General features: G+C 64.6%; 23 protein-coding genes and 1 tRNA gene. 10 read left to right on the top strand and 14 right to left on the bottom strand.

Going from position 1 to position 20,987, the window contains the following annotated elements; translation table 11 throughout:
* Positions 1 to 5 precede the first annotated feature (5 nt).
* Both FHR22_RS08070 and FHR22_RS08065 read left to right on the top strand, forming a co-directional pair.
* Positions 6 to 569 (top strand): tetratricopeptide repeat protein, encoded by a 564-nt coding sequence (locus tag FHR22_RS08070; RefSeq protein WP_166940972.1) that lies wholly within the window; start codon positions 6 to 8, stop codon positions 567 to 569.
* 48 nt (positions 570 to 617) lie between these two features.
* The gene (locus FHR22_RS08065) at positions 618 to 932 is read left to right on the top strand and encodes a hypothetical protein (RefSeq protein WP_166940970.1); all 315 of its coding nucleotides are present in this window, start codon (positions 618 to 620) and stop codon (positions 930 to 932) included.
* 240 nt (positions 933 to 1,172) lie between these two features.
* Here the strand turns inward: FHR22_RS08065 and FHR22_RS08060 are convergent, their stop codons facing one another.
* The 9 genes from FHR22_RS08060 to FHR22_RS08020 all read right to left on the bottom strand — a co-directional run bounded on the left by FHR22_RS08060 (position 1,173) and on the right by FHR22_RS08020 (position 9,290).
* Complete coding sequence (locus FHR22_RS08060) at positions 1,173 to 2,288, bottom strand: tetratricopeptide repeat protein (protein ID WP_166940968.1); 1,116 nt, start codon at positions 2,286 to 2,288, stop codon at positions 1,173 to 1,175.
* Positions 2,289 to 2,340: 52 nt separating this feature from the next.
* Positions 2,341 to 4,371: a flagellar biosynthesis protein FlhA gene (locus FHR22_RS08055; RefSeq protein ID WP_166940966.1), complete on the bottom strand. Its 2,031-nt coding sequence runs from the start codon at positions 4,369 to 4,371 to the stop codon at positions 2,341 to 2,343.
* Entirely contained in the window at positions 4,368 to 5,456 is a 1,089-nt protein-coding gene (locus tag FHR22_RS08050) for an EscU/YscU/HrcU family type III secretion system export apparatus switch protein (RefSeq protein WP_166940965.1), read from the bottom strand. The genes FHR22_RS08055 and FHR22_RS08050 overlap by 4 nt, the downstream gene beginning before the upstream one ends.
* A gap of 3 nt (positions 5,457 to 5,459) precedes the next feature.
* Positions 5,460 to 6,221 carry a flagellar biosynthetic protein FliR gene (locus FHR22_RS08045; RefSeq protein ID WP_166940963.1) on the bottom strand — a complete coding sequence of 254 codons (762 nt, stop codon included), beginning with the start codon at positions 6,219 to 6,221 and terminating at the stop codon, positions 5,460 to 5,462.
* 17 nt (positions 6,222 to 6,238) lie between these two features.
* A complete protein-coding gene (gene fliQ, locus FHR22_RS08040) occupies positions 6,239 to 6,508 on the bottom strand; it encodes a flagellar biosynthesis protein FliQ (protein WP_166940961.1) in 270 nt (89 codons plus the stop codon).
* 243 nt (positions 6,509 to 6,751) lie between these two features.
* Positions 6,752 to 6,828, bottom strand: a tRNA-Pro gene (locus FHR22_RS08035).
* Between the two features lie 36 nt (positions 6,829 to 6,864).
* Entirely contained in the window at positions 6,865 to 7,308 is a 444-nt protein-coding gene (locus FHR22_RS08030) for a VOC family protein (RefSeq protein ID WP_243853614.1), read from the bottom strand.
* Positions 7,309 to 7,439: 131 nt separating this feature from the next.
* Positions 7,440 to 7,739 carry a hypothetical protein gene (locus FHR22_RS08025; RefSeq protein ID WP_166940959.1) on the bottom strand — a complete coding sequence of 100 codons (300 nt, stop codon included), beginning with the start codon at positions 7,737 to 7,739 and terminating at the stop codon, positions 7,440 to 7,442.
* A 147-nt stretch (positions 7,740 to 7,886) separates the two neighbouring features.
* The gene (locus tag FHR22_RS08020) at positions 7,887 to 9,290 is read right to left on the bottom strand and encodes a M28 family peptidase (RefSeq protein WP_166940957.1); all 1,404 of its coding nucleotides are present in this window, start codon (positions 9,288 to 9,290) and stop codon (positions 7,887 to 7,889) included.
* A gap of 130 nt (positions 9,291 to 9,420) precedes the next feature.
* On the opposite strand from FHR22_RS08020, the gene ettA reads away from it, so the two are divergent.
* Both ettA and FHR22_RS08010 read left to right on the top strand, forming a co-directional pair.
* Complete coding sequence (gene ettA / locus FHR22_RS08015; RefSeq protein ID WP_166940955.1) at positions 9,421 to 11,100, top strand: energy-dependent translational throttle protein EttA; 1,680 nt, start codon at positions 9,421 to 9,423, stop codon at positions 11,098 to 11,100.
* Positions 11,101 to 11,104: 4 nt separating this feature from the next.
* Positions 11,105 to 11,551, top strand: a complete 447-nt coding sequence (locus FHR22_RS08010; protein ID WP_166940953.1) for a PaaI family thioesterase — start codon at positions 11,105 to 11,107, stop codon at positions 11,549 to 11,551.
* Here FHR22_RS08010 and FHR22_RS08005 read toward each other — a convergent pair.
* Positions 11,536 to 12,108: a hypothetical protein gene (locus FHR22_RS08005; protein ID WP_208417592.1), complete on the bottom strand. Its 573-nt coding sequence runs from the start codon at positions 12,106 to 12,108 to the stop codon at positions 11,536 to 11,538. The genes FHR22_RS08010 and FHR22_RS08005 overlap by 16 nt on opposite strands.
* A gap of 93 nt (positions 12,109 to 12,201) precedes the next feature.
* Here FHR22_RS08005 and FHR22_RS08000 point away from each other — a divergent pair, with 93 nt between their 5' ends.
* Positions 12,202 to 12,729, top strand: a complete 528-nt coding sequence (locus FHR22_RS08000) for a dihydrofolate reductase family protein (protein WP_166940949.1) — start codon at positions 12,202 to 12,204, stop codon at positions 12,727 to 12,729.
* A 97-nt stretch (positions 12,730 to 12,826) separates the two neighbouring features.
* Here FHR22_RS08000 and FHR22_RS07995 read toward each other — a convergent pair whose 3' ends face one another.
* Positions 12,827 to 13,405: a DUF2846 domain-containing protein gene (locus FHR22_RS07995; protein WP_166940947.1), complete on the bottom strand. Its 579-nt coding sequence runs from the start codon at positions 13,403 to 13,405 to the stop codon at positions 12,827 to 12,829.
* 25 nt (positions 13,406 to 13,430) lie between these two features.
* Positions 13,431 to 14,069 (bottom strand): carbonic anhydrase, encoded by a 639-nt coding sequence (locus tag FHR22_RS07990; protein WP_166940945.1) that lies wholly within the window; start codon positions 14,067 to 14,069, stop codon positions 13,431 to 13,433.
* A gap of 62 nt (positions 14,070 to 14,131) precedes the next feature.
* On the opposite strand from FHR22_RS07990, the gene lipA reads away from it, so the two are divergent.
* Together lipA and FHR22_RS07980 are read left to right on the top strand one after the other, a co-directional pair.
* The gene (lipA, locus tag FHR22_RS07985) at positions 14,132 to 15,070 is read left to right on the top strand and encodes a lipoyl synthase (RefSeq protein ID WP_166940943.1); all 939 of its coding nucleotides are present in this window, start codon (positions 14,132 to 14,134) and stop codon (positions 15,068 to 15,070) included.
* A 7-nt stretch (positions 15,071 to 15,077) separates the two neighbouring features.
* Positions 15,078 to 15,557: a type II toxin-antitoxin system RatA family toxin gene (locus tag FHR22_RS07980; RefSeq protein ID WP_166940941.1), complete on the top strand. Its 480-nt coding sequence runs from the start codon at positions 15,078 to 15,080 to the stop codon at positions 15,555 to 15,557.
* On the opposite strand, the gene FHR22_RS07975 is transcribed toward FHR22_RS07980, so the two are convergent.
* Positions 15,500 to 16,057, bottom strand: a complete 558-nt coding sequence (locus tag FHR22_RS07975) for a CinA family protein (protein ID WP_341786578.1) — start codon at positions 16,055 to 16,057, stop codon at positions 15,500 to 15,502. The genes FHR22_RS07980 and FHR22_RS07975 overlap by 58 nt on opposite strands.
* A 4-nt stretch (positions 16,058 to 16,061) precedes the next feature.
* Positions 16,062 to 17,243, bottom strand: a complete 1,182-nt coding sequence (locus FHR22_RS07970) for a bifunctional 2-C-methyl-D-erythritol 4-phosphate cytidylyltransferase/2-C-methyl-D-erythritol 2,4-cyclodiphosphate synthase (RefSeq protein ID WP_166940939.1) — start codon at positions 17,241 to 17,243, stop codon at positions 16,062 to 16,064.
* Between the two features lie 94 nt (positions 17,244 to 17,337).
* Here FHR22_RS07970 and dusB point away from each other — a divergent pair, with 94 nt between their 5' ends.
* Genes dusB through ntrC form a run of 3 tightly spaced genes read left to right on the top strand, consistent with a single transcriptional unit; the run spans position 17,338 to position 20,848 of the window.
* A complete protein-coding gene (gene dusB / locus FHR22_RS07965) occupies positions 17,338 to 18,336 on the top strand; it encodes a tRNA dihydrouridine synthase DusB (protein ID WP_166940937.1) in 999 nt (332 codons plus the stop codon).
* Positions 18,333 to 19,430, top strand: coding sequence for an ATP-binding protein (locus FHR22_RS07960; RefSeq protein ID WP_166940935.1), 1,098 nt, complete (start codon positions 18,333 to 18,335; stop codon positions 19,428 to 19,430). Before dusB ends, FHR22_RS07960 begins: the two co-directional genes overlap by 4 nt.
* Positions 19,427 to 20,848 carry a nitrogen regulation protein NR(I) gene (gene ntrC, locus FHR22_RS07955; RefSeq protein WP_166940933.1) on the top strand — a complete coding sequence of 474 codons (1,422 nt, stop codon included), beginning with the start codon at positions 19,427 to 19,429 and terminating at the stop codon, positions 20,846 to 20,848. Before FHR22_RS07960 ends, ntrC begins: the two co-directional genes overlap by 4 nt.
* Positions 20,849 to 20,987 lie beyond the last annotated feature (139 nt).

Raw genomic sequence — 20,987 nt, 5'->3', positions numbered from 1 at the left:
ATGACATGAGCAAATTGTGCAGCGACCAGGATCTGGCCGCGCTGGTCGAAGACATCCGCGGCGACGACAGCGGGGACCTCGACAAGATCGACCGGGAGCTCCGCCTTTTTCCCGAAGACCCGCGATTGCATTTTCTGCGCGGCTCAACCCTCGCCGGAAAACAGCGCGCTATCGAGGCGCATCAAGCGCTGCAAAAGGCGGTCGAACTGGCGCCCGATTACACGCTGGCACGCTATCAGCTCGGCTTCTTCGAACTCACGTCGGGTGAAGCCGATCGCGCGTTGTCGACCTGGGGGCCGCTGCTTCAGCTGCCGATCGGCAACTACCTCCGCCGGTTTGTCGAGGGACTGACCCATCTAATCCGCGACGAATTCGGTCCGGCGATCGAGCAATTCGAAGCCGGCATGGCGCTGAACGGTGACAACCCGCCGATGAACCATGATATCGGGCTGCTCCTTGCCGAATGCCGCAAAGCGCTGGGTGGTGGAGCGCCGCAAAACGGCGATGACGGCGAGTCGGCGACGTCTTTCCTGCTCGGCCAATTGTCGCCCGGCACGACGCATCACTGACGTGCGAGCGAACAGCGCATGACGCGGATATCCGCCTCCGACCATATCATGATCCTGCTTCGTCAGAAGCTGGAGCGGGCAGCTGCACTCAAAAAAGGCGGAAAACCGCAGAATGTGGGCGGAAAGACCGCGGACGACGGATCGAACATCCACCGCATCCGCGCGCTCGCGCAAATGGATGCACTGAGCGACGAGGATGTCGAACGGTCGATGATCCAGGGCCTGTTGATTGAGGAATTCGGCGAGGGGCTCGTTAACGATCCCAAATTCCAGCAACTTGTTTCGCGCGTCGTCGATCTGCTCGCGAACGACGAAGCCGGCAAAGCGTTGCTGGGTGCAGCGCGTCGCGATCTGCGGGAATGAAAGGGCGGGTGAGGTTGCTTCGCGGAACGGTGCCCGCTTTGGGGTGGGGAGGGGACGTTGCTTAACGCACCTTCGTCATCCCGGACTTGATCCGGGATCCCGCTTTTTTGGAGGTGCCAGCGGTTTTCGGCATCAAGCGGGACCCCGGGTCAAGCCCGGGGTGACGAAAAGGGGGAACGGCAACAACCGGCCAAAAGCAGACGCGACACGTCAACTGCCGCGCTCATCTTCGACGTGTCTTCACCGCGCAATCCGCCCGAGCAACACCCGCAAGGTCTGGCCCTGATCGCCGAGCGGCTGATCCATTGCGCGTTCCAATATATGGTCCGCCTTGCTCGCATCACCTTCCGCCGAAGCGACGAGGATCTGGGCGAAGGCGGCGGAAAAGCATTGGCGATCGAGCCGGAATGCGACCGCGATGCTGCGCCGGGCTGCCGCGAAATCTCCGGCAAGCGCCTCGATCGTCGCTTGCGATCCATGGCATTCGGCAAAATTGTCATCGAGCGCCATCGCCTTTTGGAAGCGTGCGGCGGCAACGTCACGGTCGCCGGCGATCAGATGGGCCCAGCCGGCAGCGATCCAGCTGCCGAGATGATCCTCGAACAGCGCCGCCCCATGATCGATCTGCTGCAAGGCGTCCGCAGTTGCTCCCAGGTTGAGGTTCGCGAGGCCAAGCCCGATCCACGTCCGCGGCGATGCCGCATTTTGCGCCATCGCTCGCTCAAGCAGCGCGTGGGCTTTCGCAGCATTGCCGTCGCCAAGCGTCAGCGTGCCTAGCGTGGTCAGTGCGTCGGGATGGTCGCCGCCGGCGATCGCAGTCTGTCGCGCCAGCGCCTCTTCGTCGAGATCCATGGCGAGGACCGACACCGCGGCCTGCAATGGGGCATAATCGCCATGTGCAGCGAGATAGGGGCGGAGCTTTTCGGCCGCGCCGTCGAAGTCACCGCGCTCGTGCAGCAATTGCAGGTCGAGCATCGCGGCTTGCGGGAGCGCGGCGATCGTCGCGTCGTCGAGCAGCGTTTCAGCACGATCATATTGCCGGTCGAGCGCCAGGCTCCACGCGAGGTTGAAGCGGATCGCGGGATCGCCGGGATGCGCATCTGCCAAGGTCTCGAACAGCCCGATCGCGCGCGCCTGCTGCCCGCTTTGCATCGCGGCGAGGCCGGCCGCCGACGCGTCACTTTCGGTCAAACCCGCGATTTGCTCAAGACGCGCATAGCAGTCGTCGGCCACGGCGGCATCGCCCGCTGCCATCGCCGCGGCGGCGCAATCGCGCAGCAGGGCCGCATTGCCAGGATCGCTTTCCAGATAGCCGAGAAGCCTCGCGAGGCTATCCTGTTGTCCCGGTGCGTTCATCTTTTCGGTCAATCCTTTGAAATGGGCGAGGGGGATAGGCGACGATAGCCGATCAGCTGTCGAGCTTCACGACCTGAAACGATTGCAGCGATGTTCGCAGCGGAATTTCTTCGATGGCGAGGATCGACAGCTGCGGAATGGTCCGCTGGGTCAGGCGCAGCAGGTTACGCCGGATCTGCGCCGCGCACAGCAGTACGGGCGAGCGGCCCTGCCGCAACATCGTCTCCGCCGCCGGCCCCAGCTTGCGAAGCAGTTGATCGGCCAGCTTCGGCTCGAGCCCGATCGCCGACTGCGCTGCCCCCCCGCCGATGCTCTGCGCGATCTGGTTTTCGACGCGCGGGTCGAGGCTGATCACCGCGAGGTGGCTGTGATTGCCGCGCAGGCCGTTGCAGATGCTCGTGCTCAAATGGCGGCGGACCTGATCGGTGAGGGCGACATGGTCGCGTTCGGTCCGCGCGACGTCGACCAGGATTTCGAGGATCAGCTCGATATTCGCGATCGAAACACGCTCGGCAAGCAGGTTCTGCAATACGCGCTGGACGTCCGAAATCGTCATGACGTTCGGGACGAGCTCCTCCACAAGGCCGGACTGCCGCTCGCGCGCGCGATCGATCAACTGCGCGGTGACGGCGCGGGTCAGCATCGTTGCGACCTCGGCCTTCATCACTTCGGCGAAATGGGTCATCAGGACCGTTTCAGGATCGATCACGGTCAACGCTTTCGCGCGCGCTTCGCCTTCGCGCGCGGCGTCGATCCACCAACCGGGCAGGCCGAAGGCGGGGTCGCTGGCCTCGATCCCCTCCATCGTCGCGCCCCCTTCACCGGGGCGAACGGCAAAAAGATGATCGGGCACGATACGGCCCGCGCCATAAGCGGTGCCGTGCAGCGCGATCCGATAATCCTGCGATCCCAGGTCGGCGGTGTCGGTCAGCCGCACTGGGGGAAAGACGATGCCGAACGCCGTTTCGTGCGCGGCGCGGCTCGTCGCGATCCGGTCGAGCAACAGCGCGCGCCGCTCACCCCAGAAGGTCGCGAGTTCGCTGCCTAGCCGAATCTCGATCGGCGCGGCCTCACCGGGCAATGCCGTTTCGGCGATATCGCCTTCGCTCTCGGCATGCGCCAGCGCGGCTTCGGCTCGCGCCCGGCGGCGGATACGGACCCAGGCGACGAGCGCCAGCGCGCCGATCAGCAGGATCGGCCATTTCGGCATGCCGGGCAGGAGCATCAGCGCGAGCAGGATGCCGCAAACGATCAACGGAATGCGGGGAACCGACGATAATTGCGTGAAAATCTCGGTGCTGAGTTCGCGGTCCGAGGCCGAGCGGGTGACGATGATGCCGGTCGCGATCGAGATGATCAGCGCCGGCAGTTGCGTCGCGATGCCATCGCCGATCGTCAGCAGCGCGAAATGTTCGAGCGACTGCCCCCAGTTCATCCCCATCTGGACGACGCCGACGATCAGCCCCGCGACGATATTGATCAGGACGATGATGATGCCCGCGACCGCATCGCCCTTCACGAACTTGCTCGCACCATCCATCGCGCCGTAAAAAGAGGCTTCCTTCTCCAGATTCTTGCGCCGCGCCGCGGCTTCATTCTGGTCGATCAGTCCCATGTTGAGGTCGGCATCGATGCTCATCTGCTGGCCGGGGAGCGAGTCGAGCGTGAAGCGCGCCGCGACCTCGGAAACGCGCTGCGCACCCGAGGTGATGACGATGAACTGGACGACGACGAGGATCGAGAAGACGACGAGGCCGATGACAAAATTGCCCTGCACCGCGAAGGAGCCGATCGACCCAATCACCTCGCCGGCGTTGCCGCCGGTCAGAATGAGCCGCGTCGCGGCGACGTTCAGCGAAAGGCGGTACAGCGTCGCGACGAGCAGCAGCGAAGGGAAGGTCGAAAAATCGACCGGTTTCGCGACATAGAAGGTCAGCAGCATGATCGTCAGCGCCAGCCCGAAGTTCATGATGATCGCGAGGTCGAGGAAAGCCGGCGGAATCGGCGCGAACAGGATGATCAGGATCAGGACGAAGCTGGCGACGAGGAACAGGTCCTTGTTCCGCCCGAAGTAGTTTGTCATGTGGGATCGCCTTGGGGGTCGCCCGCTGCGGCGTTACGTTCGCGCAAGCGGATATAGAGGGCCGCGACGGCACGGTAGCTGTCGGCACCGATGGCCTGATCGATGTCATGCCGGTGGTAAAGCGCGCGCGCGAGCGGCGGATTGGCGAAGATCGGCACGTTCGAAAGCCGCGCCTTTCGCTTCATCAGTTGGGCAATGACATTGCGGCCGCGCGCATGGACGACTGGCGCATCCATTTTGTCCGCATCATACAGCAGGGCAACGGCATAATGGTCCGGATTGGTGACCACCAGGTCGGCGCCCGCGACCCGCGCGAGGCCGCGTGCCTGTTCGACCATCTGGGCGCGGAGCTGCTTGCGTTTCTGCTTGATGCGGGGTTCGCCCTCGCGGTCTTTGATCTCGCGCGTCAGTTCGCGGCGGCTCATCCGCATCTGACGGCGGAATTCGCGGCGAACGATCAGCTGGTCGATAACGGTGAAGAAGATGGCGACGCCCAAGAAGGCCAGGACCATCTGGCCCGCGCTGCCCATCAGCGCGCGGATGACGGCGCCGCTGCCAGGCATGCCGCGGCCGAAGCTTTCGATCGCGGCAACGATCACCAGCCAGGTCACCGCGGCATAGCAGACCATCTTGACGATATTCTTCAGCGTTTCCTTGAGCATGCGCAGCGAAAAGAGGCGCTTGACCCCCTGGGCCGGATTGAGCCGCGTGAAATCGGGTTTCAGCGGCTGAAAGCTGAAGATCAGCCCGCGTAGCTGAATGAGGTCGAGGATGATCAGGATGACGACGATTGCGATGGCAAGCAGCATCAGCGGATAGAGCCCCTCGCGGAGCGCCGCACCGCCGAGCGCGAGCAATTCGAACGGGTCGGCCGCACGCTCGATGCCCAAGGTCAGCGACCGCCGCATGATCTGCGCGAGCGTCACCGCGAAACCGGCGCCCGCGGCCAGCGCGAAGAAGATCAGCGCGATCAGGCTGCCGACGAAGCCCAGGTCCAGGCCGCGCGCGACCTGGCCCTTTTCGCGTGCCCGCTTGAGCTTGAACGGCGTCGCTTCCTCGGTCCGGTTCTGTTCCTGCCCCTCCATCGGTCAGGACACCGCGAGCATCGTCAGCGCGCCCGACAGGGCAAGGCGGATCAGGCGGAGAAACAGGGCGGCCGATGCCCCGATCGCGATCGGCAGGCACAGCAGCATCGCGATCGCCTTCACCTGGAAGCCCAGCAGCAGCACATTCATCTGCGGCAGTGCGCGCGACATGAAGGCGATGGCGAGGTCGAGCAGGAACAGCGTCATCATCACCATGCCGACCAGCCCGATCGCCACCCCGAACAAGGCGCCCATCAGCTGCGCCATCGCGCCCAGGTCGGGACGCAGGGCGGCGCCGAGCGGGACGATGTCGAGCGATGCGGCCCACAGGCCGAGCAGATCGAACGGTCCCGACCCGGCGAAAAAGACCGCGGCGGTCGCATAAGCGAGGATCGTGCCGGCCAGCGGCATCTGCGCCTGCGTGGTCGGATCGGCGACCATCGCCAGCCCGAATCCCGCCTGGATGTCGAGCGTCTGGCCGGCCCACAGCACCGCCGCGAAGCAGAGCTGCAACGCCAGCGCGATCGCGATGCCGATCACCAGTTCGCCCATCATCAGCGCCGCGAGCGAGGGGGCGCGATCGACCAGCGACGCGGTCCGGTCCGGCCATGTGCCGACCATCCATGCGGCGAAGGCGAGGGCCATCAGCACCCGCACCAACCCCGGCACCCGCATCAGCGTGAAGGGCGGCGCAAAGGCGAGGGCGGGCGCGATGCGCAGCGACACGCAGAGGATCGCGAGAATCTGGCGGGTGAAATCGTCCACGAGGGCGAAACGCGCGCCTAATGGCCGAGCGTGGGGATGGAAAGATAGAGCGCGCGTGCCCAGTCGGTCAGCCGTCCGAGCATCCACGGCCCAAGCGCGATCAGCAGGAACGCCGCGGTCAGGATTTTCGGCACATAGGAAAGCGTCATTTCCTGAATTTGGGTCGCGACCTGAAAGATCGAAATAATCAGCCCGACCACCAGCGTCGCGAGCAACACCGGCATGGCGAGCAATACGGCGTTCCACAGCATCTGATCGAGTAAATCGAGCGCCTGTCCCTGTTCCACTTGCCCCCCGCAACTTCGCCATACGCGCGATTCGTCCCGCGTTAACCATGTTTCAGTCAGACCAGCGACGGCGCAAAGTCAATGGGCGGGCGGTGAATGGAGAAAGCCCGAAAAGGGAAAATCCCTTGTTCGACCAATAGTCGGCGTTACGCAAATGCTCGACCAAAAATGTCCGTTTTGGAGAAAAGTCGCCTTTAATCACGAAAAGGCGGAACGGGCCGCAATTCAAGCGAAGGCGAAAAATGGTCGGGGAGATAGGATTCGAACCTACGACCCTCTGCTCCCAAAGCAGATGCGCTACCAGGCTGCGCTACTCCCCGACTGATTGGCGCCTTAGACGCGGCGCGGGGGCAAGTCTATACGCTCTGCTCGCCGGGGCCCTTGAGTTCGATCAAATTGCCCTCGGGATCGCGGAAATAAACCGACGATCCTTCGCCCTCGGCACCGTAACGCGGCCCCGATTGTTCGATCTCGACATGATGATGGGCAAGATGCGCGCGGATAGCGGACTCGTCAAAGGGGGAAATGGCCAGCGCGAAATGGTCGAGGTTCCGGCCTTCGGCACCTGCCGCGGCGCCGCCTGCGGCGCCAAGCTTGCCGTCGATCGTCACCAGATCGATCAGCGAACGCCCCGCGCGAAGCTGAAACAGGCCGATCTCGGCCTGTGTTCGCTCATCGGTGCAGCCCAGCACGTCGTGGTAGAATGCCAGCATCGTCTGAAGGTTCGAAACGCGAAGGACGATGTGGTCGAGACCGGCCATCGAAAAGGGAATATTATCGCCGGGCATATCGATCTCCATATGCTTGCTCCCGAAAGGACACGCGGTCGGTGTTTCGCGTTCCAAGCCGACCTGCCGGAATCAAAAAAAGCGGCCTTCCCGAAGGAAGACCGCTCTTTTTCGTTTCAGTCATCGCCCCGAAGGGCTGCGACTTACTTCTTTTCTTCAGCCGGAGCAGCAGCCTTGGCGTCGGCAGCCGGAGCGGCCGGAGCAGCAGCGGCGTCAGCAGCCGGAGCGGCAGCGGCCGGAGCAGCGGCAGCGTCGGCGCCAGCAGCGGCAGCGTCGGCACCAGCGGCAGCGGCATCGGCGCCAGCAGCAGCGGCGTCGGCGCCTTCTTCCGCAACCGCTTCAGCGGCGGGGGCGTCGGTGGTGGCTTCTTCAGCAGCCTTTTCACCGCAAGCGGCGAGGGCGAACATGCTGGCAGCAACGGCGATAGCAGCAAACTTCTTCATGATGTGTGGGCTCCCTAAAATGCCTTAACGCGTCGGGGAAACTTTCCCGCACCGCGAGCCGCGGGATTTAGCCGTTCCGCATGAATCGTCAACAAAAATAATTGAGATGCCGGGACAGCTCGGAATTCTGTCATTTCCCTGTAACCATTACGGCAGTTCGGCATCGCTACTGTTTGCAAGAATCGCCAGAACCGCGGTCCAGGCCACGACATTCTGCCGCAATTGGGCGGGATCGACCTTGTCGAGCGTGTCGTCGGCGGTGTGGTGCAGGTCGAAATAGCGCGTCCCGTCCTGCTGCAAGTCCACCGCCGGAACGCCCGCCTCGATCAGCGCGCCGACATCGGCGCCGCCGCTTGCGGGATATTTGCCGCGCGTGACGCCGAAGGGCGCGACCGCGGCGCTGATCCGGTCGGCGAGGCTTTTCGCGCTGTCGGGCAGCTTGAAGTCGACGCGCCACACGCGATCGGCGCCGAAATCGGATTCCATCGCGACGGCATGCTTTTCTTTGCCATGTGCTTCGAAATAGGCCTTGCCGCCGAATACGCCGACTTCCTCGGCGCCCGCCCAGAGCAGACGGATCGTGCGGCGCGGCTGGCCCGCGGTCATGACATGCTTGGCCGCGGCGGTGATGATGCCGCAGCCCGCGGCATCGTCGATCGCGCCGGTGGCAAGGTCCCAGCTGTCGAGATGGCAGGCGATGATCACCGGGCTCGCGGCAGGGTCGCTGCCGGGCACTTCGGCAATGATGTTGCCCGAATGCTGCTGCCCCAGATTCTGTGGGGTTAGCAGCAGCTTCAAGCGCAGCGCTCCGGGGCTGGCGCCGCCCGCCACCGGCGTCGCCGTAACGCGCCGCCACTGGCGAACGAGCTGGTCGGCATCGGGGTTCGACAGCGCGCCGGCGGGGATCGGCTTCACCCCCTTCTCGAAATTCGTGCCACCGGTGTGCGGGACACGATGGTTGTCGGTGCCGATCGAGCGGATCACTGTCGCGATCGCGCCCTTTTTCGCGGCGGCATTGGGGCCGGTAAAACGTGCGCGGCCATATTGGCCATAGCCGCTACCATCCTGCGCCGCCTTCATCTGATGGTCGATGAAGACGATCTTGCCCTTCACCATGGCGTCCGGCGCGGCGAGCAGCGCGTCATAGCTTGCGAAATAGACGATTTCACCCTCGATCCCCTTCGGGCCGGTCGAAGCGCTGTTGCCGAGCGCCGCGATATGAAGCTTCTGCGGCTGGAACGGGCCGGTCAACGAAGCCTCTTCGTCGCCGCGTACCCACGTCGGCATCATAAACTGTTCCTCGCGGACATTCGCGAAGCCCATCGCGGCGAGCCGCGCCAGTGCCCAGCGCCGGGCCGCAGCTTCGGCTTCGGTCGCCGCCTGCCGCGGTCCGATCTCGGTCGTCAGCCCTTCGGTGATCGCCCAAGCGGGGTCGTCGCCCTGCTGTGCCAGTTCGACCGCGCTTTGGGGTGATGCGGTTGCGGCTCCACAGAATGCGAGAGCGGAAGAGGCGAGGGCGAGGAAGCGCGCAGCGCGAGGAGTGTTTGTCATCCGCACTTCCTAACGGCGCTGCCGCGCTGGGCAAGCGTCGATTGCCAAGCGGGCCCCTATTCGCTAACCGGCGCGCAACATCTCTCCCGGCCGACCCAGCGCGGCCCAGCCAAATACCGGAGCTCATCGCATGGCCGCTCAATATAGTTTCGTAATGAAGGGTCTGACCAAGTCCTATCCCGGCGCGCAAAAGCCGACCCTCAACAACCTCAGCCTGCAATTCTATCCCGATGCCAAGATCGGTATCGTCGGCCCGAACGGCACGGGCAAGTCGACACTGATGAAGATCATGGCCGGCATCGACAAGGAATTCACCGGCGAAGCCTGGGCGGGCGAGGGGATCACCGTCGGCTATCTGGCGCAGGAACCGCAGCTCGACCCGAACAAGACGGTCAAGGAAAATGTCATGGACGGCGTTCGCGGCGTCGCGGACATGATGGACCGCTTCAACGAGATCAGCACGCTGATGGCCGATCCGCCCGCCGACGCCGATTTCGACGCGTTGATGGAAGAAATGGGCACGCTCCAGGAAAAGATCGACGCGGTCGATGGCTGGACGCTCGACAACCAGCTTGAAATCGCGATGGAAGCGCTCCGCTGCCCACCGGGCGATTCCAGCGTCGAAAGCCTGTCGGGCGGTGAAAAGCGTCGCATCGCGCTCACTCGCCTGCTGCTCGAAAAGCCGTCGATCCTGCTTCTCGACGAACCGACCAACCATCTCGACGCCGAAAGCGTCGCCTGGCTCGAAAAGCATCTCGTCGACTATCCGGGCAACGTCATCCTCGTCACCCACGATCGCTATTTCCTCGACAATGTCGTGAACTGGATCCTCGAACTCGATCGCGGCCGTTATTTCGTCTACGAAGGCAATTATTCGACCTACCTCGAAAAGAAGGGCAAGCGCCTCGAACAGGAATCGCGCGAGGACGCCGGTCGCCAGAAGGCGATCAAGGACGAGCTCGAATGGATCCGGCAGTCGCCGAAAGCCCGCCAGGCCAAATCGAAGGCGCGTATCAAGAGCTTTGACCAGCTGGTCGAGGCGCAGGAAAAGCGCATCCCCGGCAAGGCGCAAATCGTCATTCAGGTGCCCCAGCGCCTCGGCGGCAAGGTCATCGAGGTCGAGAATATCTCCAAAGCCTTTGGCGACAAGCTGCTCTTCGAAAACCTGTCCTTCTCGCTGCCGCCGGGCGGCATTGTCGGCGTGATCGGTCCCAACGGCGCTGGCAAATCGACCCTTTTCAAGCTGATCACCGGTCAGGAAACGCCGGACAATGGCAAGGTGACGATCGGCGACACCGTCCACCTCGGCTTCGTCGACCAGAGCCGCGACGACCTGAAACCCGACAATAATGTCTGGCAGGAAATCTCGGGCGGTGCCGAGATGATGAACATCGGCAAGCACGAGATGCAGACGCGCGCCTATGTCGGCGCGTTCAACTTCAAGGGCGTCGACCAGCAGAAAAAGGTCGGCCAGCTGTCGGGCGGTGAACGCAACCGTGTTCATATGGCGAAGATGCTGAAACAGGGCGGCAACGTCCTGCTGCTCGACGAACCGACCAACGATCTCGACACCGAAACCCTCGCCGCGCTCGAAGAAGCGCTCGAGAATTTCGCCGGCTGCGCCGTGGTCATCAGCCACGATCGCTTCTTCCTCGATCGACTCGCGACGCACATTCTGGCGTTCGAGGGCGACAGCCATGTCGAATGGTTCGAAGGGAATTTCGAATCCTATGAAGAGGACAAGATCCGTCGCCTCGGCGACGATGCGACGCGCCCGCATGCGACGTCGTACAAGAAGCTGACGCGCTGATCTGATGGCGGGGGAGGCGGCTCCGATATCGTCGGGCGCGATCCGTTTGGACTCGGACGCGCTCAATGCCTTCCTGGCAGAGGCTTTCCCCCATTCGGCGCCCGGTTCGCGCGGCCATGTCGTCTCGGCGGTGCCGGGTCATATCCGGGCGCGGCTGGACCCCAATGAACAGGCGCTCCGCCCCGGCGGACTGATCTCGGGCCCGACGCAGATGGGCTTTGCCGACATGGCGGCCTACGCGCTCGTCCTCGCGCATATCGGCCCCGTCGCGATGGCGGTGACGAGCGCGCTCAATTATCAGTTCCTGCGGCCGTGCCGCCCCGGGCCGCTATTCGCCGATGCGACGATGCTGCGCCTCGGCAAGCGGCTTGCGGTGATGGACATTCGGATCTGGACCGACGACCCCGACAAGCCCGTCGGGCAGGCGAATGTGACTTACGCGATTCCCTGATCGGGGCGCGTATCCGGGTTTGCAGCGATCAACGGCCGGGCGCTCGGGACGCCCACACTGCGGCACCAATCCTCCAGCGCGGCCCGGATCATCGTCGCGGACTCGCCGTTGCGCCGGAAAGCCCACCAGATGATCGCGCCCTGCCAGACGCTGGCCATCTGCCAGCCCAGCCGCTCGGCATCGGCCGCCGAGCCGGTGAGCCGCCGGCCGACAGCTTTGGCGAGGCAGGCGCCCCATGCCGCTCCACGCGCAGCGAGCACGGGATTCCGAATATCTTCGCGTAGGAGCAGGAGCCCGTCGGTGACGTCGCAGCCGGCGGTTTCGCCCGGCGACAACCGCAGGAGCAACCCGATTGCGCCGGCCGGGTTCACGGGAGCCTCGGCGTCGGCGGCCGCGGTCGCCGCATCCAGCTTGTCCCACGCGTGCAACAACACCGCTTCCGCCATCGCATCGCGCGTGGCGAAGCGTTGGACAAGGCTGGCGGCGGACAATCCCGCGGCCTGTGCGGCTTTGGAAAATGTCAGGCTGGCCGGCCCGATCTTCTCGACCTGCGCCAACAGACGATCGAGTAGTGCATCGTCCGAAAGAAGCTTGCTTCGACCCATGGATTTTTATAAACGTTTATTCGTTTATTAATCAAGGGAAAACAGATGGCGGATATCCGCGGCTATATTGCAACGAGCCTCGATGGCTATATCGCGACGGCGGACGACAATCTCGACTGGCTCTTCGCCTATGATGATCTCGATCTGGGCAATCATGATTACCGGACCTTTCTGCGCGGGATTCGTACCGTCGTCATGGGGCGGGGCACCTATGACTTCATGGCCCGCGACGACTCTCCCTGGCCCTATGGCGACAAGCGCGTCCTTGTCGTGACCTCGCGGCCGATCCCGCATCCAAAGGGCCCCCTCGAAACGCGCGAGGATGTCGACGCGCTGATCGCCGAACTTCGGCTGCTCGATGATGGCGATGTCTGGATGCTGGGGGGCGGGCAGTTGCAGATGAGCTTTATCGAGCGTGGCGCCCTGCGGGACATGCAAATCTACATCATGCCCGAACTGATCGGCGGAGGACGTCCGCTTTTTCCCGCGACCGGCGCGACGATCAAACCGCGCCTGATCGCAGCCGATGCGCTCGATCGCAGGTGCGTGAGGCTCCATTATTCGTTCGAATAAGGATCAGGAGCGCACGGTTCCCGAAGCTCCGCCGACGAATAGTCCCTTTTCGACGAAGCCCCTCCGGTGCCGGGCGATATTTGTCCTGCCGGTGCCTTCAGGCCGGCGGCGCTTCCCACAACACCAGCTTCGTCGCATGGACATTCTCGCGTGCCTTCGCCGCATCGAGCCGCGTCAGCTTCACATCGCCCTTCAGCGCGCCCATCTCCAGCATCGCATCGATCACCACGACTCCTCCGGCACCGACTTCGATCTCAAATTCGGTCGGCCGCGCGAGGCTGGCCTTGGCGGTCGCGGCGTGGATGCGGTACGTGCCGGGGGCGACGTCGGCCATCAGCATCTGGCCTGACTTGATCTGGCCTTTCGCCGCATCGTCGAGCGTGATGTTCATCCCTTGCAAGGCGGCGACGAAGCCGCGGCGGGTGATATAGATGCGCGCCTTGCCCTCCGGCGCCTGCATCGTCCGCGCGTTGGCGACCGCCGCGTCATCGGCCTTGGCGCCGCCCTTGTTGCTCGACAGCGCCCAGAAACAGAAGATGACGACGCCGCCGATCAGCAGAACCGACAGGATGAGCAAGGTGCCCGGCGAAAAGACCTGCGCCAGCGACGGTCCCATGAACGCCCCGAAAATGGCCGCGAGGAAAATTATCGTCAGCCACATTGCATTCTTGCTCATGTCGTCCTCCTGTTTGCGTGATGCTCTAAGCGGGCGCGAACTCCCCCGTCGTTTCATCCAATAGGTGAAGCACCCCGTCGCTGATCGCAAAGAATGCGCCGCGCAGCTTCAGGGTTCCACGCTTTTCTTTCTCCTGGATACAGGGAAATGTCCGCAGGTTCGCGATGCTGACGCGGACGGCCGCCAGTTCCATCGCACGCCGCGCATCGGCCGTGTCGATGTCGGGATATTCGGCGCGTATCTGTTCGCTCGCCTCGTCGAGCATCGCGATCCAGTGGGCGACGAAACCGCCGCGCCCGGGTTCGGCGCCTTCCATCGTCCGATGCAGCGCGGCGTGGCAGCCGCCGCACATGCCGTGACCCATCACGACGACCTCATCGACCTTCAGGAACTGGACCGCGAATTCAAGCGCGGCCGAAACGCCGTGACGCCCCGGCGTCGTTTCGAACGGCGGCACGAGGGCGCCGACGTTGCGGACGACGAAGATTTCGCCGGGATTGGTGTCGAATATCTGCGACGGTTCGGATCGGCTGTCCGAACAGGCGATCACCATCACCTTCGGCGATTGGCCTTCGGCGAGTTGCTCCCATCGTTCACGCTGTTCCCGCCAGCCGCCGTTACGGAAACGCCGGTAGCCCTCGATCATATCTGCAAAGTGAGTCATGCTGGCGCCTTAGCATAGGTACAGAGGTTGAGAAGAGGCGCGTGCGAGACTATGTGGGCGAAATGAACGCTCCTGCACAGCCCGTATCGACTCCCAGCCAGCGCAGCCGCAAGCCCGACTGGATTCGCGTCAAGGCGCCGACCAGCCCCGGCTACGCCGAAACGCGCAAGCTGATGCGCGAGCTGAACCTGCACACGGTGTGTGAAGAGGCGGCATGCCCGAACATCGGCGAATGCTGGACGAAAAAGCACGCGACGGTGATGATCCTCGGCGATACCTGCACCCGCGCCTGCGCCTTCTGCAACGTCAAGACCGGCATGCCGCGCCCCGTCGACCTGCTCGAACCCGAGCATACCGCGATCGCCGCGGCAAAGATGGGGCTCAGCCATATCGTCATCACCTCGGTCGATCGCGACGATCTGCCCGATGGCGGCGCCAGCCAGTTCGTCAAGGTGATCAACGCGCTACGCCGCGAAACGCCGCAGACGACGATCGAAATCCTGACCCCCGACTTTCGCAACAAGCCCGAAAGCGCGGTCGCGGCGATCGTCGACGCGCGGCCCGACGTCTATAACCACAATCTCGAAACCGTGCCGCGGCTCTATCCGACGATCCGTCCCGGCGCGCGCTATTATGCGTCGCTGCGCCTGCTCGAAAGCGTCAAGCGCCGCGATCCGTCGATTTTCACCAAATCGGGCATCATGCTCGGCCTCGGTGAAGAGCGGATGGAGGTTCATCAGGTGATGGACGATATGCGCAGCGCCGACATCGACTTCATGACGATGGGCCAATATCTCCAACCGACGCCGAAACACGCCAAGGTCGCCGAATTCGTGACCCCCAAGGCCTTCGACGCTTATGCCCAGATCGCCCGCGCCAAGGGTTTCCTTCAGGTCGCTTCGTCGCCGCTGACCCGGTCGAGCTATCACGCCGGCGACGATTTCGAGCGGATGCGCGCGGCGCGCGAAGCCAAGCTCGCGCGCGCCGCCGCCGCCGGTTGACCCGGATTTGCCGAGGCATCACGAAAGCCGCGTCCTGCCGTACAGCGCCGAACAGATGTTCGCGCTGGTCGGCGACATTGCGCGCTATCCCGATTTCCTGCCTTGGGTGATCGCCTTGCGGATCCGCAGCGAAAGCGAGGAAGAGGCGGTCGCCGACATGATCGTCGGCTTCAAGGGGCTGCGCGAAAGCTTTTCGTGCCGCGTTCACAAGCGGCGCCCGACCGATGTCTCGGTCAGCTATATCGACGGCCCGATGCGCCACCTCAGCAACGAATGGCATTTCGAACCGCAGGGTGACGGCGGTTGCCGCGTCGATTTCATGGTCGATTTCTCGTTCCGCAGCCGCGTCTTCGAAACGCTCGCGGGGCAGATGTTCGACAGGGCGCTGCGCAAGATGATCGCGGCGTTCGAAACCCGCGCCGACGAGCTTTACGCGGCGGGGAGGGTGATGTCCTCCGACGGCCGCAGCGAGTCGCGTTCGGGCTGAAGCAGGTCGAGCGCGAACAGCGTGGCGTGGTGGCGAATGCCGGCGCGGTCGCCGCCGTCGAACTGGACGCGCTGGGTGAAATAATCGTCAGGATCCTGGCCGCGGAGGGCACGGGCGAAGACCACCTGACCAACCGGTTTTTTCTCCGACCCGCCGCCAGGGCCGGCAATGCCGGTGATCGCGACTGCGACGTCGGCGTCGCTGTTCGCCAGCGCGCCCGCCGCCATCGCCCAGGCGGTGGCCAGCGACACTTCGCCGAAGGTTTCGAGGATCTCGCTGCTGACGTCGAGCTGGCGCTTCTTGGCTTCGCCCGAATAGGTCACGAAGCCCGCGCTGAACACATCGGAACTGCCGGCGATATCGGTCAGCGCGACGGCGACCATGCCCCCTGTACAGCTTTCGGCAACGGCGATCTTGCGGCCGGCGGCGCGATTTCCGGCCAGCACGGCCGCGGCAAGCTTATCGCGCGCGGCGAGGCGCGTTTCAATGTCGGACGGCACGGGGTCAATTCTCCGGAAGTTGCAGGGTGGCGACGGCCTGGGCGGCGATCCCCTCGCGGCGGCCGGTGAAGCCCAGCCGCTCGGTCGTTGTCGCCTTCACACTAACCCGCACTGGGGAAATCGCAAGGATTTCGGCGATGCGTTCGCGGATCGCGTTGCGATGCGGGCCGATCCGTGGCGCTTCCGCGATGATCGTCAGGTCGATATGGCCGATCCGCCCCCCGCGCGCCGCGACGCGGGTCCCGGCGAACGACAGGAAATGATGCGACGCCGCGCCGCGCCATTGCGGGTCGCTGGGCGGGAAATGATCGCCGATATCGCCTTCGCCCAGCGCACCAAGCAGCGCATCGGTCAGTGCATGAAGCGCGACATCGGCATCGCTGTGGCCCTCAAGCCCATGACTATGCGCGATTTCCAGCCCGCCGATCCACAGCGGCTTGTCCGCGACCAGCCGATGCACGTCATAGCCCATGCCCACAGCGGTCTGCATCATGACATTGCTCTCCAATAGTCCCGACAGGATCGCCATATCGTCGGCATATGTCAGTTTGTGGAGCCGCGCATCGCCCGCCACGGCGGTGACCGCGACGCCAAGCCGCCGCACGAGCTGCGCATCGTCGGTCGCCGCACCGTCGCCCGCCGCGGCATGCGCCCGCCGCAATGTCCCCAAATGAAACGCCTGCGGGGTCTGAACGCGCGCCAGCACACCGCGATCGACGACGTCGCCAGCCTCGTTGCCCGCCTGTTCGACCAGCGTGTCGGGAACCGGCAGCGTCGGGATCGCGGCCTTCGCGCCGTCGTGGAGTGCAATGAGCAGCCGGTCGATCACCGCTCCCGTTACGCCCGGCCGCGCGGCATCGTGGACCAGCACCAGCGAATCATCATCCCAATCGGCAAGGCGGGCGAGGGCGTTTGCGACCGAATCCTGTCGCTCTGCACCCGGTTCGGCGATGCTCCAGCCTTCAGGCAAAGCCCCCGCGGCCGCGACGACATCGCCGTTCGCCACCAATATTCCCGCCGCGATCGCATCATGCGCGGCAAAGGCGTCGAGGCTCCAGCGCAGCACCGGCTTGCCCGCGAGTATCGCAAGCTGCTTCGGCGTCTCAAACCCCGCGCGCGTGCCCAGCCCGCCAGCCAGCAGCAGGACCGCGACGCGCGGGCGGGAAAGGAGGGCGGACTCGCTCATCGTCCGCGCGGTTAGCGCAGCCGCGGCTTGCGGGAAAGCGGCTTAGCGTGTACGGGCTGCTCAAATTTTAGGCAATCAGACGAAAGCTCCCGCCATGGCGCCGCTGCGGCCCATCCAGATCGGCAACATCACCATCGTGGATCCCGTGATCCTCGCGCCGATGACGGGCGTCACCGACCTGCCGTTTCGCAAGCTTGTGCGCCGCTTCGGCTCGGGGCTCAATGTGACCGAGATGATCGCGAGCCAGGCCGCGATCCGCGAGACGCGCCAGTCGGTTCAGAAAGCAGCATGGGACCCGGTCGAGGAGCCCGTGTCGATGCAACTGGTCGGCTGTACCCCCTATGAAATGGGCGAGGCGGCAAAGCTCAACGAGGATCGCGGCGCCGCGATCATCGACATCAACATGGGCTGCCCGGTGCGCAAGGTCACCAATGGCGACGCGGGATCGGCGTTGATGCGCGACCTGAAACTCGCCGCGGCGCTGATCGAATCCTGCGTCAAGGCGGTGTCGGTGCCGGTGACGGTCAAGATGCGCATGGGTTGGTGCCACGACAGTCTGAACGCTCCCGAACTGGCGCATATCGCCGAAGACCTCGGCGCAAAGCTGGTGACTGTGCACGGCCGCACCCGCAATCAGATGTACCGCGGCGAGGCCGACTGGGCGTTTGTCCGCTCGGTCAAGGATGCGGTGTCGATTCCCGTGATCGTCAATGGCGACATCTGCTCGGCCGACGACGCGCGCACCGCTTTGGCACAGAGCGGCGCCGATGGCGTCATGATCGGCCGCGGCGCCTATGGCCGGCCTTGGCTGCTCGGGCAGGTCATGACGGCGCTGCGCGGCGAGGGCGATCGCCCCGATCCTGGAATCGACGAACAATATGACGTCATTACATCGCACTACCGCGCGATGATCGACCATTATGGCGAGATCACCGGGGTCAATATGGCGCGCAAGCACCTCGGCTGGTACGTCAAGGGTCTGCACGGCTCGGCCGAGTTCCGCAACATGGTCAACCAGATCCCCGCCAGCCGCGACGTGCTCGACGCGCTCGAACGCTTCTACACGCCCTTCCTCAGCAAGGCTGCCGCGTGAGCGCACGCACGTCGAGCATCCCGACCTTCGACCATGACGAACTGATCCAGTCGCACCCGATCGCGACCTTGATGATCGACAAGGGCGGCGTGATCCTGTTCGTCAACGCCGCCGCCGAACAGCTCTGCAACGTCAGCCGCGCCGCGATGGTCGGCCGCGTCGTCTATGACGTCATCCGCATGGACCGCAGCTATCGTCAGCGGATGAACGATCCGGGCTATTCGGCGCTGTTCGCGCATCGCGCCGAAATCTCGGTCGGCGCGCGCCGGACGATCTTCGTCGATATGCAGATGGTGTCATACGGCCACAGCGGCCACCGCATCCTCGCGCTCGTGCCGTCGCAGAACGAGGCCGAGCTGATGGGCGGCGCGATCGGCCGCTCGGGGCGCGCCGCCGGTGCCGCGGCATCGATGCTCGCACATGAGATCAAGAACCCGCTCGCCGGCATCAAGGGCGCCGCGCAATTGCTCGCGCGCAAGACCGATACAGGAGGGGAGCGCTTCACGACCTTGATCTGCGCCGAGGTCGACCGCATCACGACGCTGATTGACCAGATGGAGCATTTCTCACGCGGGCAGCCGATCGCCTGTTCGGCGATCAACCTCTATCAGGCGATCCATCAGGCGATGGAAACGGTGCGCGCCCGGCAATTGCCGGATATTCGCTTCGTCGAGGATTTCGACCCATCGCTGCCGCTGGTGTTCGGCAACCATGACGCCATGGTCCAGATCTTGCTCAACCTCGTCACCAACGGCTGCGAGGCACTCGGCGGCCAGCCCGACGGCACCGTGCGCATCGCCACCGCCTATCGCCACGGCCTGTCGATCGACAATGGCGACGGGCGCGGCCGCATCGCGCTGCCGATCGAGGTCAGCGTCAGCGACAATGGCCCCGGGGTTCCCGCCGAAATCCGCGGCGACCTGTTCGATCCGTTCGTGACGACGAAACGCGAAGGGCGGGGGCTTGGTCTCGCACTCGTCGCCAAACTGGCGCGCGACATGGGCGGGACGGTGCAGCATATGCGCGACGGCGACTGGACGCGCTTCCGCGTCCATCTCCCCGCCGCGCCGGTATCGAAAGGCGCCGCGGCATGACGAACGGCAAGACCGTGCTGCTGGTCGAGGACGATCCCGCGATCGCGCTGATCATCCGCGAGACGCTGATCGACGAATGCGGCAGCTTCGCGTCGGTCGGCAGCATCGCCGAACGCAATGCCTGGCTCGCCGATCACCGCCCCGACCTGATCATCACCGATGTCGTTCTGCCCGACGGCGACGGCATCGATTCACTTCCGGGCGTCGGAGTCGATCCCGAGACGCCGGTGATCGTGCTGTCGGCGCAGAATACGCTCGATACCGCGGTCCGCGCGACCGGGATCGGCAGCTACGACTATCTGCCCAAACCGTTCGACCTCGAGGAACTGACCGCCAGCGTCCGCGCCGCGCTGCGACGCCGCCGCGCCGAACCCGCCGAAAAGGCTGACGCGGGGCAGGCCGACAGCCACGGCCTGGTCGGCCGCGCGCCGGCGATGCAGGCGGTCTATCGTACCATCGCGCGGCTCGCCTCGAACGACCTTGCCGTGCTGATCCTTGGCGAGTCGGGAACGGGCAAGGAGGTCGTCGCGCGTGCGGTCCACGCCACCGGGCTACGCCGGGCGGGACCGTTCGTCGCGATCAACATGGCGGCGATCCCGCGCGAACTGATCGAGGCCGAGCTGTTCGGCCACGAAAGGGGCGCCTTCACCGGCGCGCACAGCCGCAATGCCGGGCGCTTCGAACAGGCGGCGGGCGGCACATTGTTCCTCGACGAAATCGGCGATATGCCGTTGGAGGCGCAAACGCGGCTGCTGCGCGTGCTGCAAAGCAACGAATATTCGACCGTCGGCGGCAGCCAGGCGCTGCGCGCCGATGTCCGCGTCGTCGCCGCCACCCACCGCGACATGCGCACCCTCGTTGCCGACGGGCGGTTTCGCGAGGATCTGTTCTACCGCCTCAACGTCATCCCCGTGACCTTGCCGCCGCTGCGCGACCGGCGCAGCGACATTGCGGCGCTGGTTCGCCATTTCATCGACGCAGGGCGTCATTCGGGGCTTCCCGATCGTCAATTCGCGCCCGCTGCGATGCAGTTGCTCGAACGCCACGACTGGCCCGGCAATGTCCGCGAACTCGGCAATGTGGTCCAGCGGCTTGCGGTGCTGTCGCGCGACACCGTCGTCGGGGTGCGCGACGTCCGGGCGGTGTTGCACGACAATGGCGATGGGGCAGGGTCGGCCGAGCCCGCTGACGTGATTGCGCGCGCGGTCGACGACTGGGCGCGCGAGCAGATGGCGGTGGCGACATCCGACGGCGACATTCATGCCCGGCTCGAAGCGATCGTCGAGGCGGCGCTGTTCCGCCGCGTCCTGCGCGACGTGCGCGGCAACCAGCTCGAGGCGGCACGACGTCTCGGCATCAACAGGAACACGTTACGCAAGCGGCTGGGCCAGCTCGACATCGACCCGGCCCGCCCCTGACCAAGGGTTGAGGATGGGGCCGGGCGACGGCTTTCACCCGGAAGCGACCCTCCCTTTTTATCGTCACCCCGGACCTGATCCGGGGTCCCGCTTGATGTCGAAACCGCCGTACCCCATAAAAGCGGGATCCCGGATCAAG

It is taken from the genome of Sphingopyxis panaciterrae (assembly GCF_011762125.1).
Lineage (GTDB): Bacteria > Pseudomonadota > Alphaproteobacteria > Sphingomonadales > Sphingomonadaceae > Sphingopyxis > Sphingopyxis panaciterrae.
Note: the sequence above shows the minus strand (reverse complement) of the source record. Positions and strands in the feature narration are given on the sequence as shown.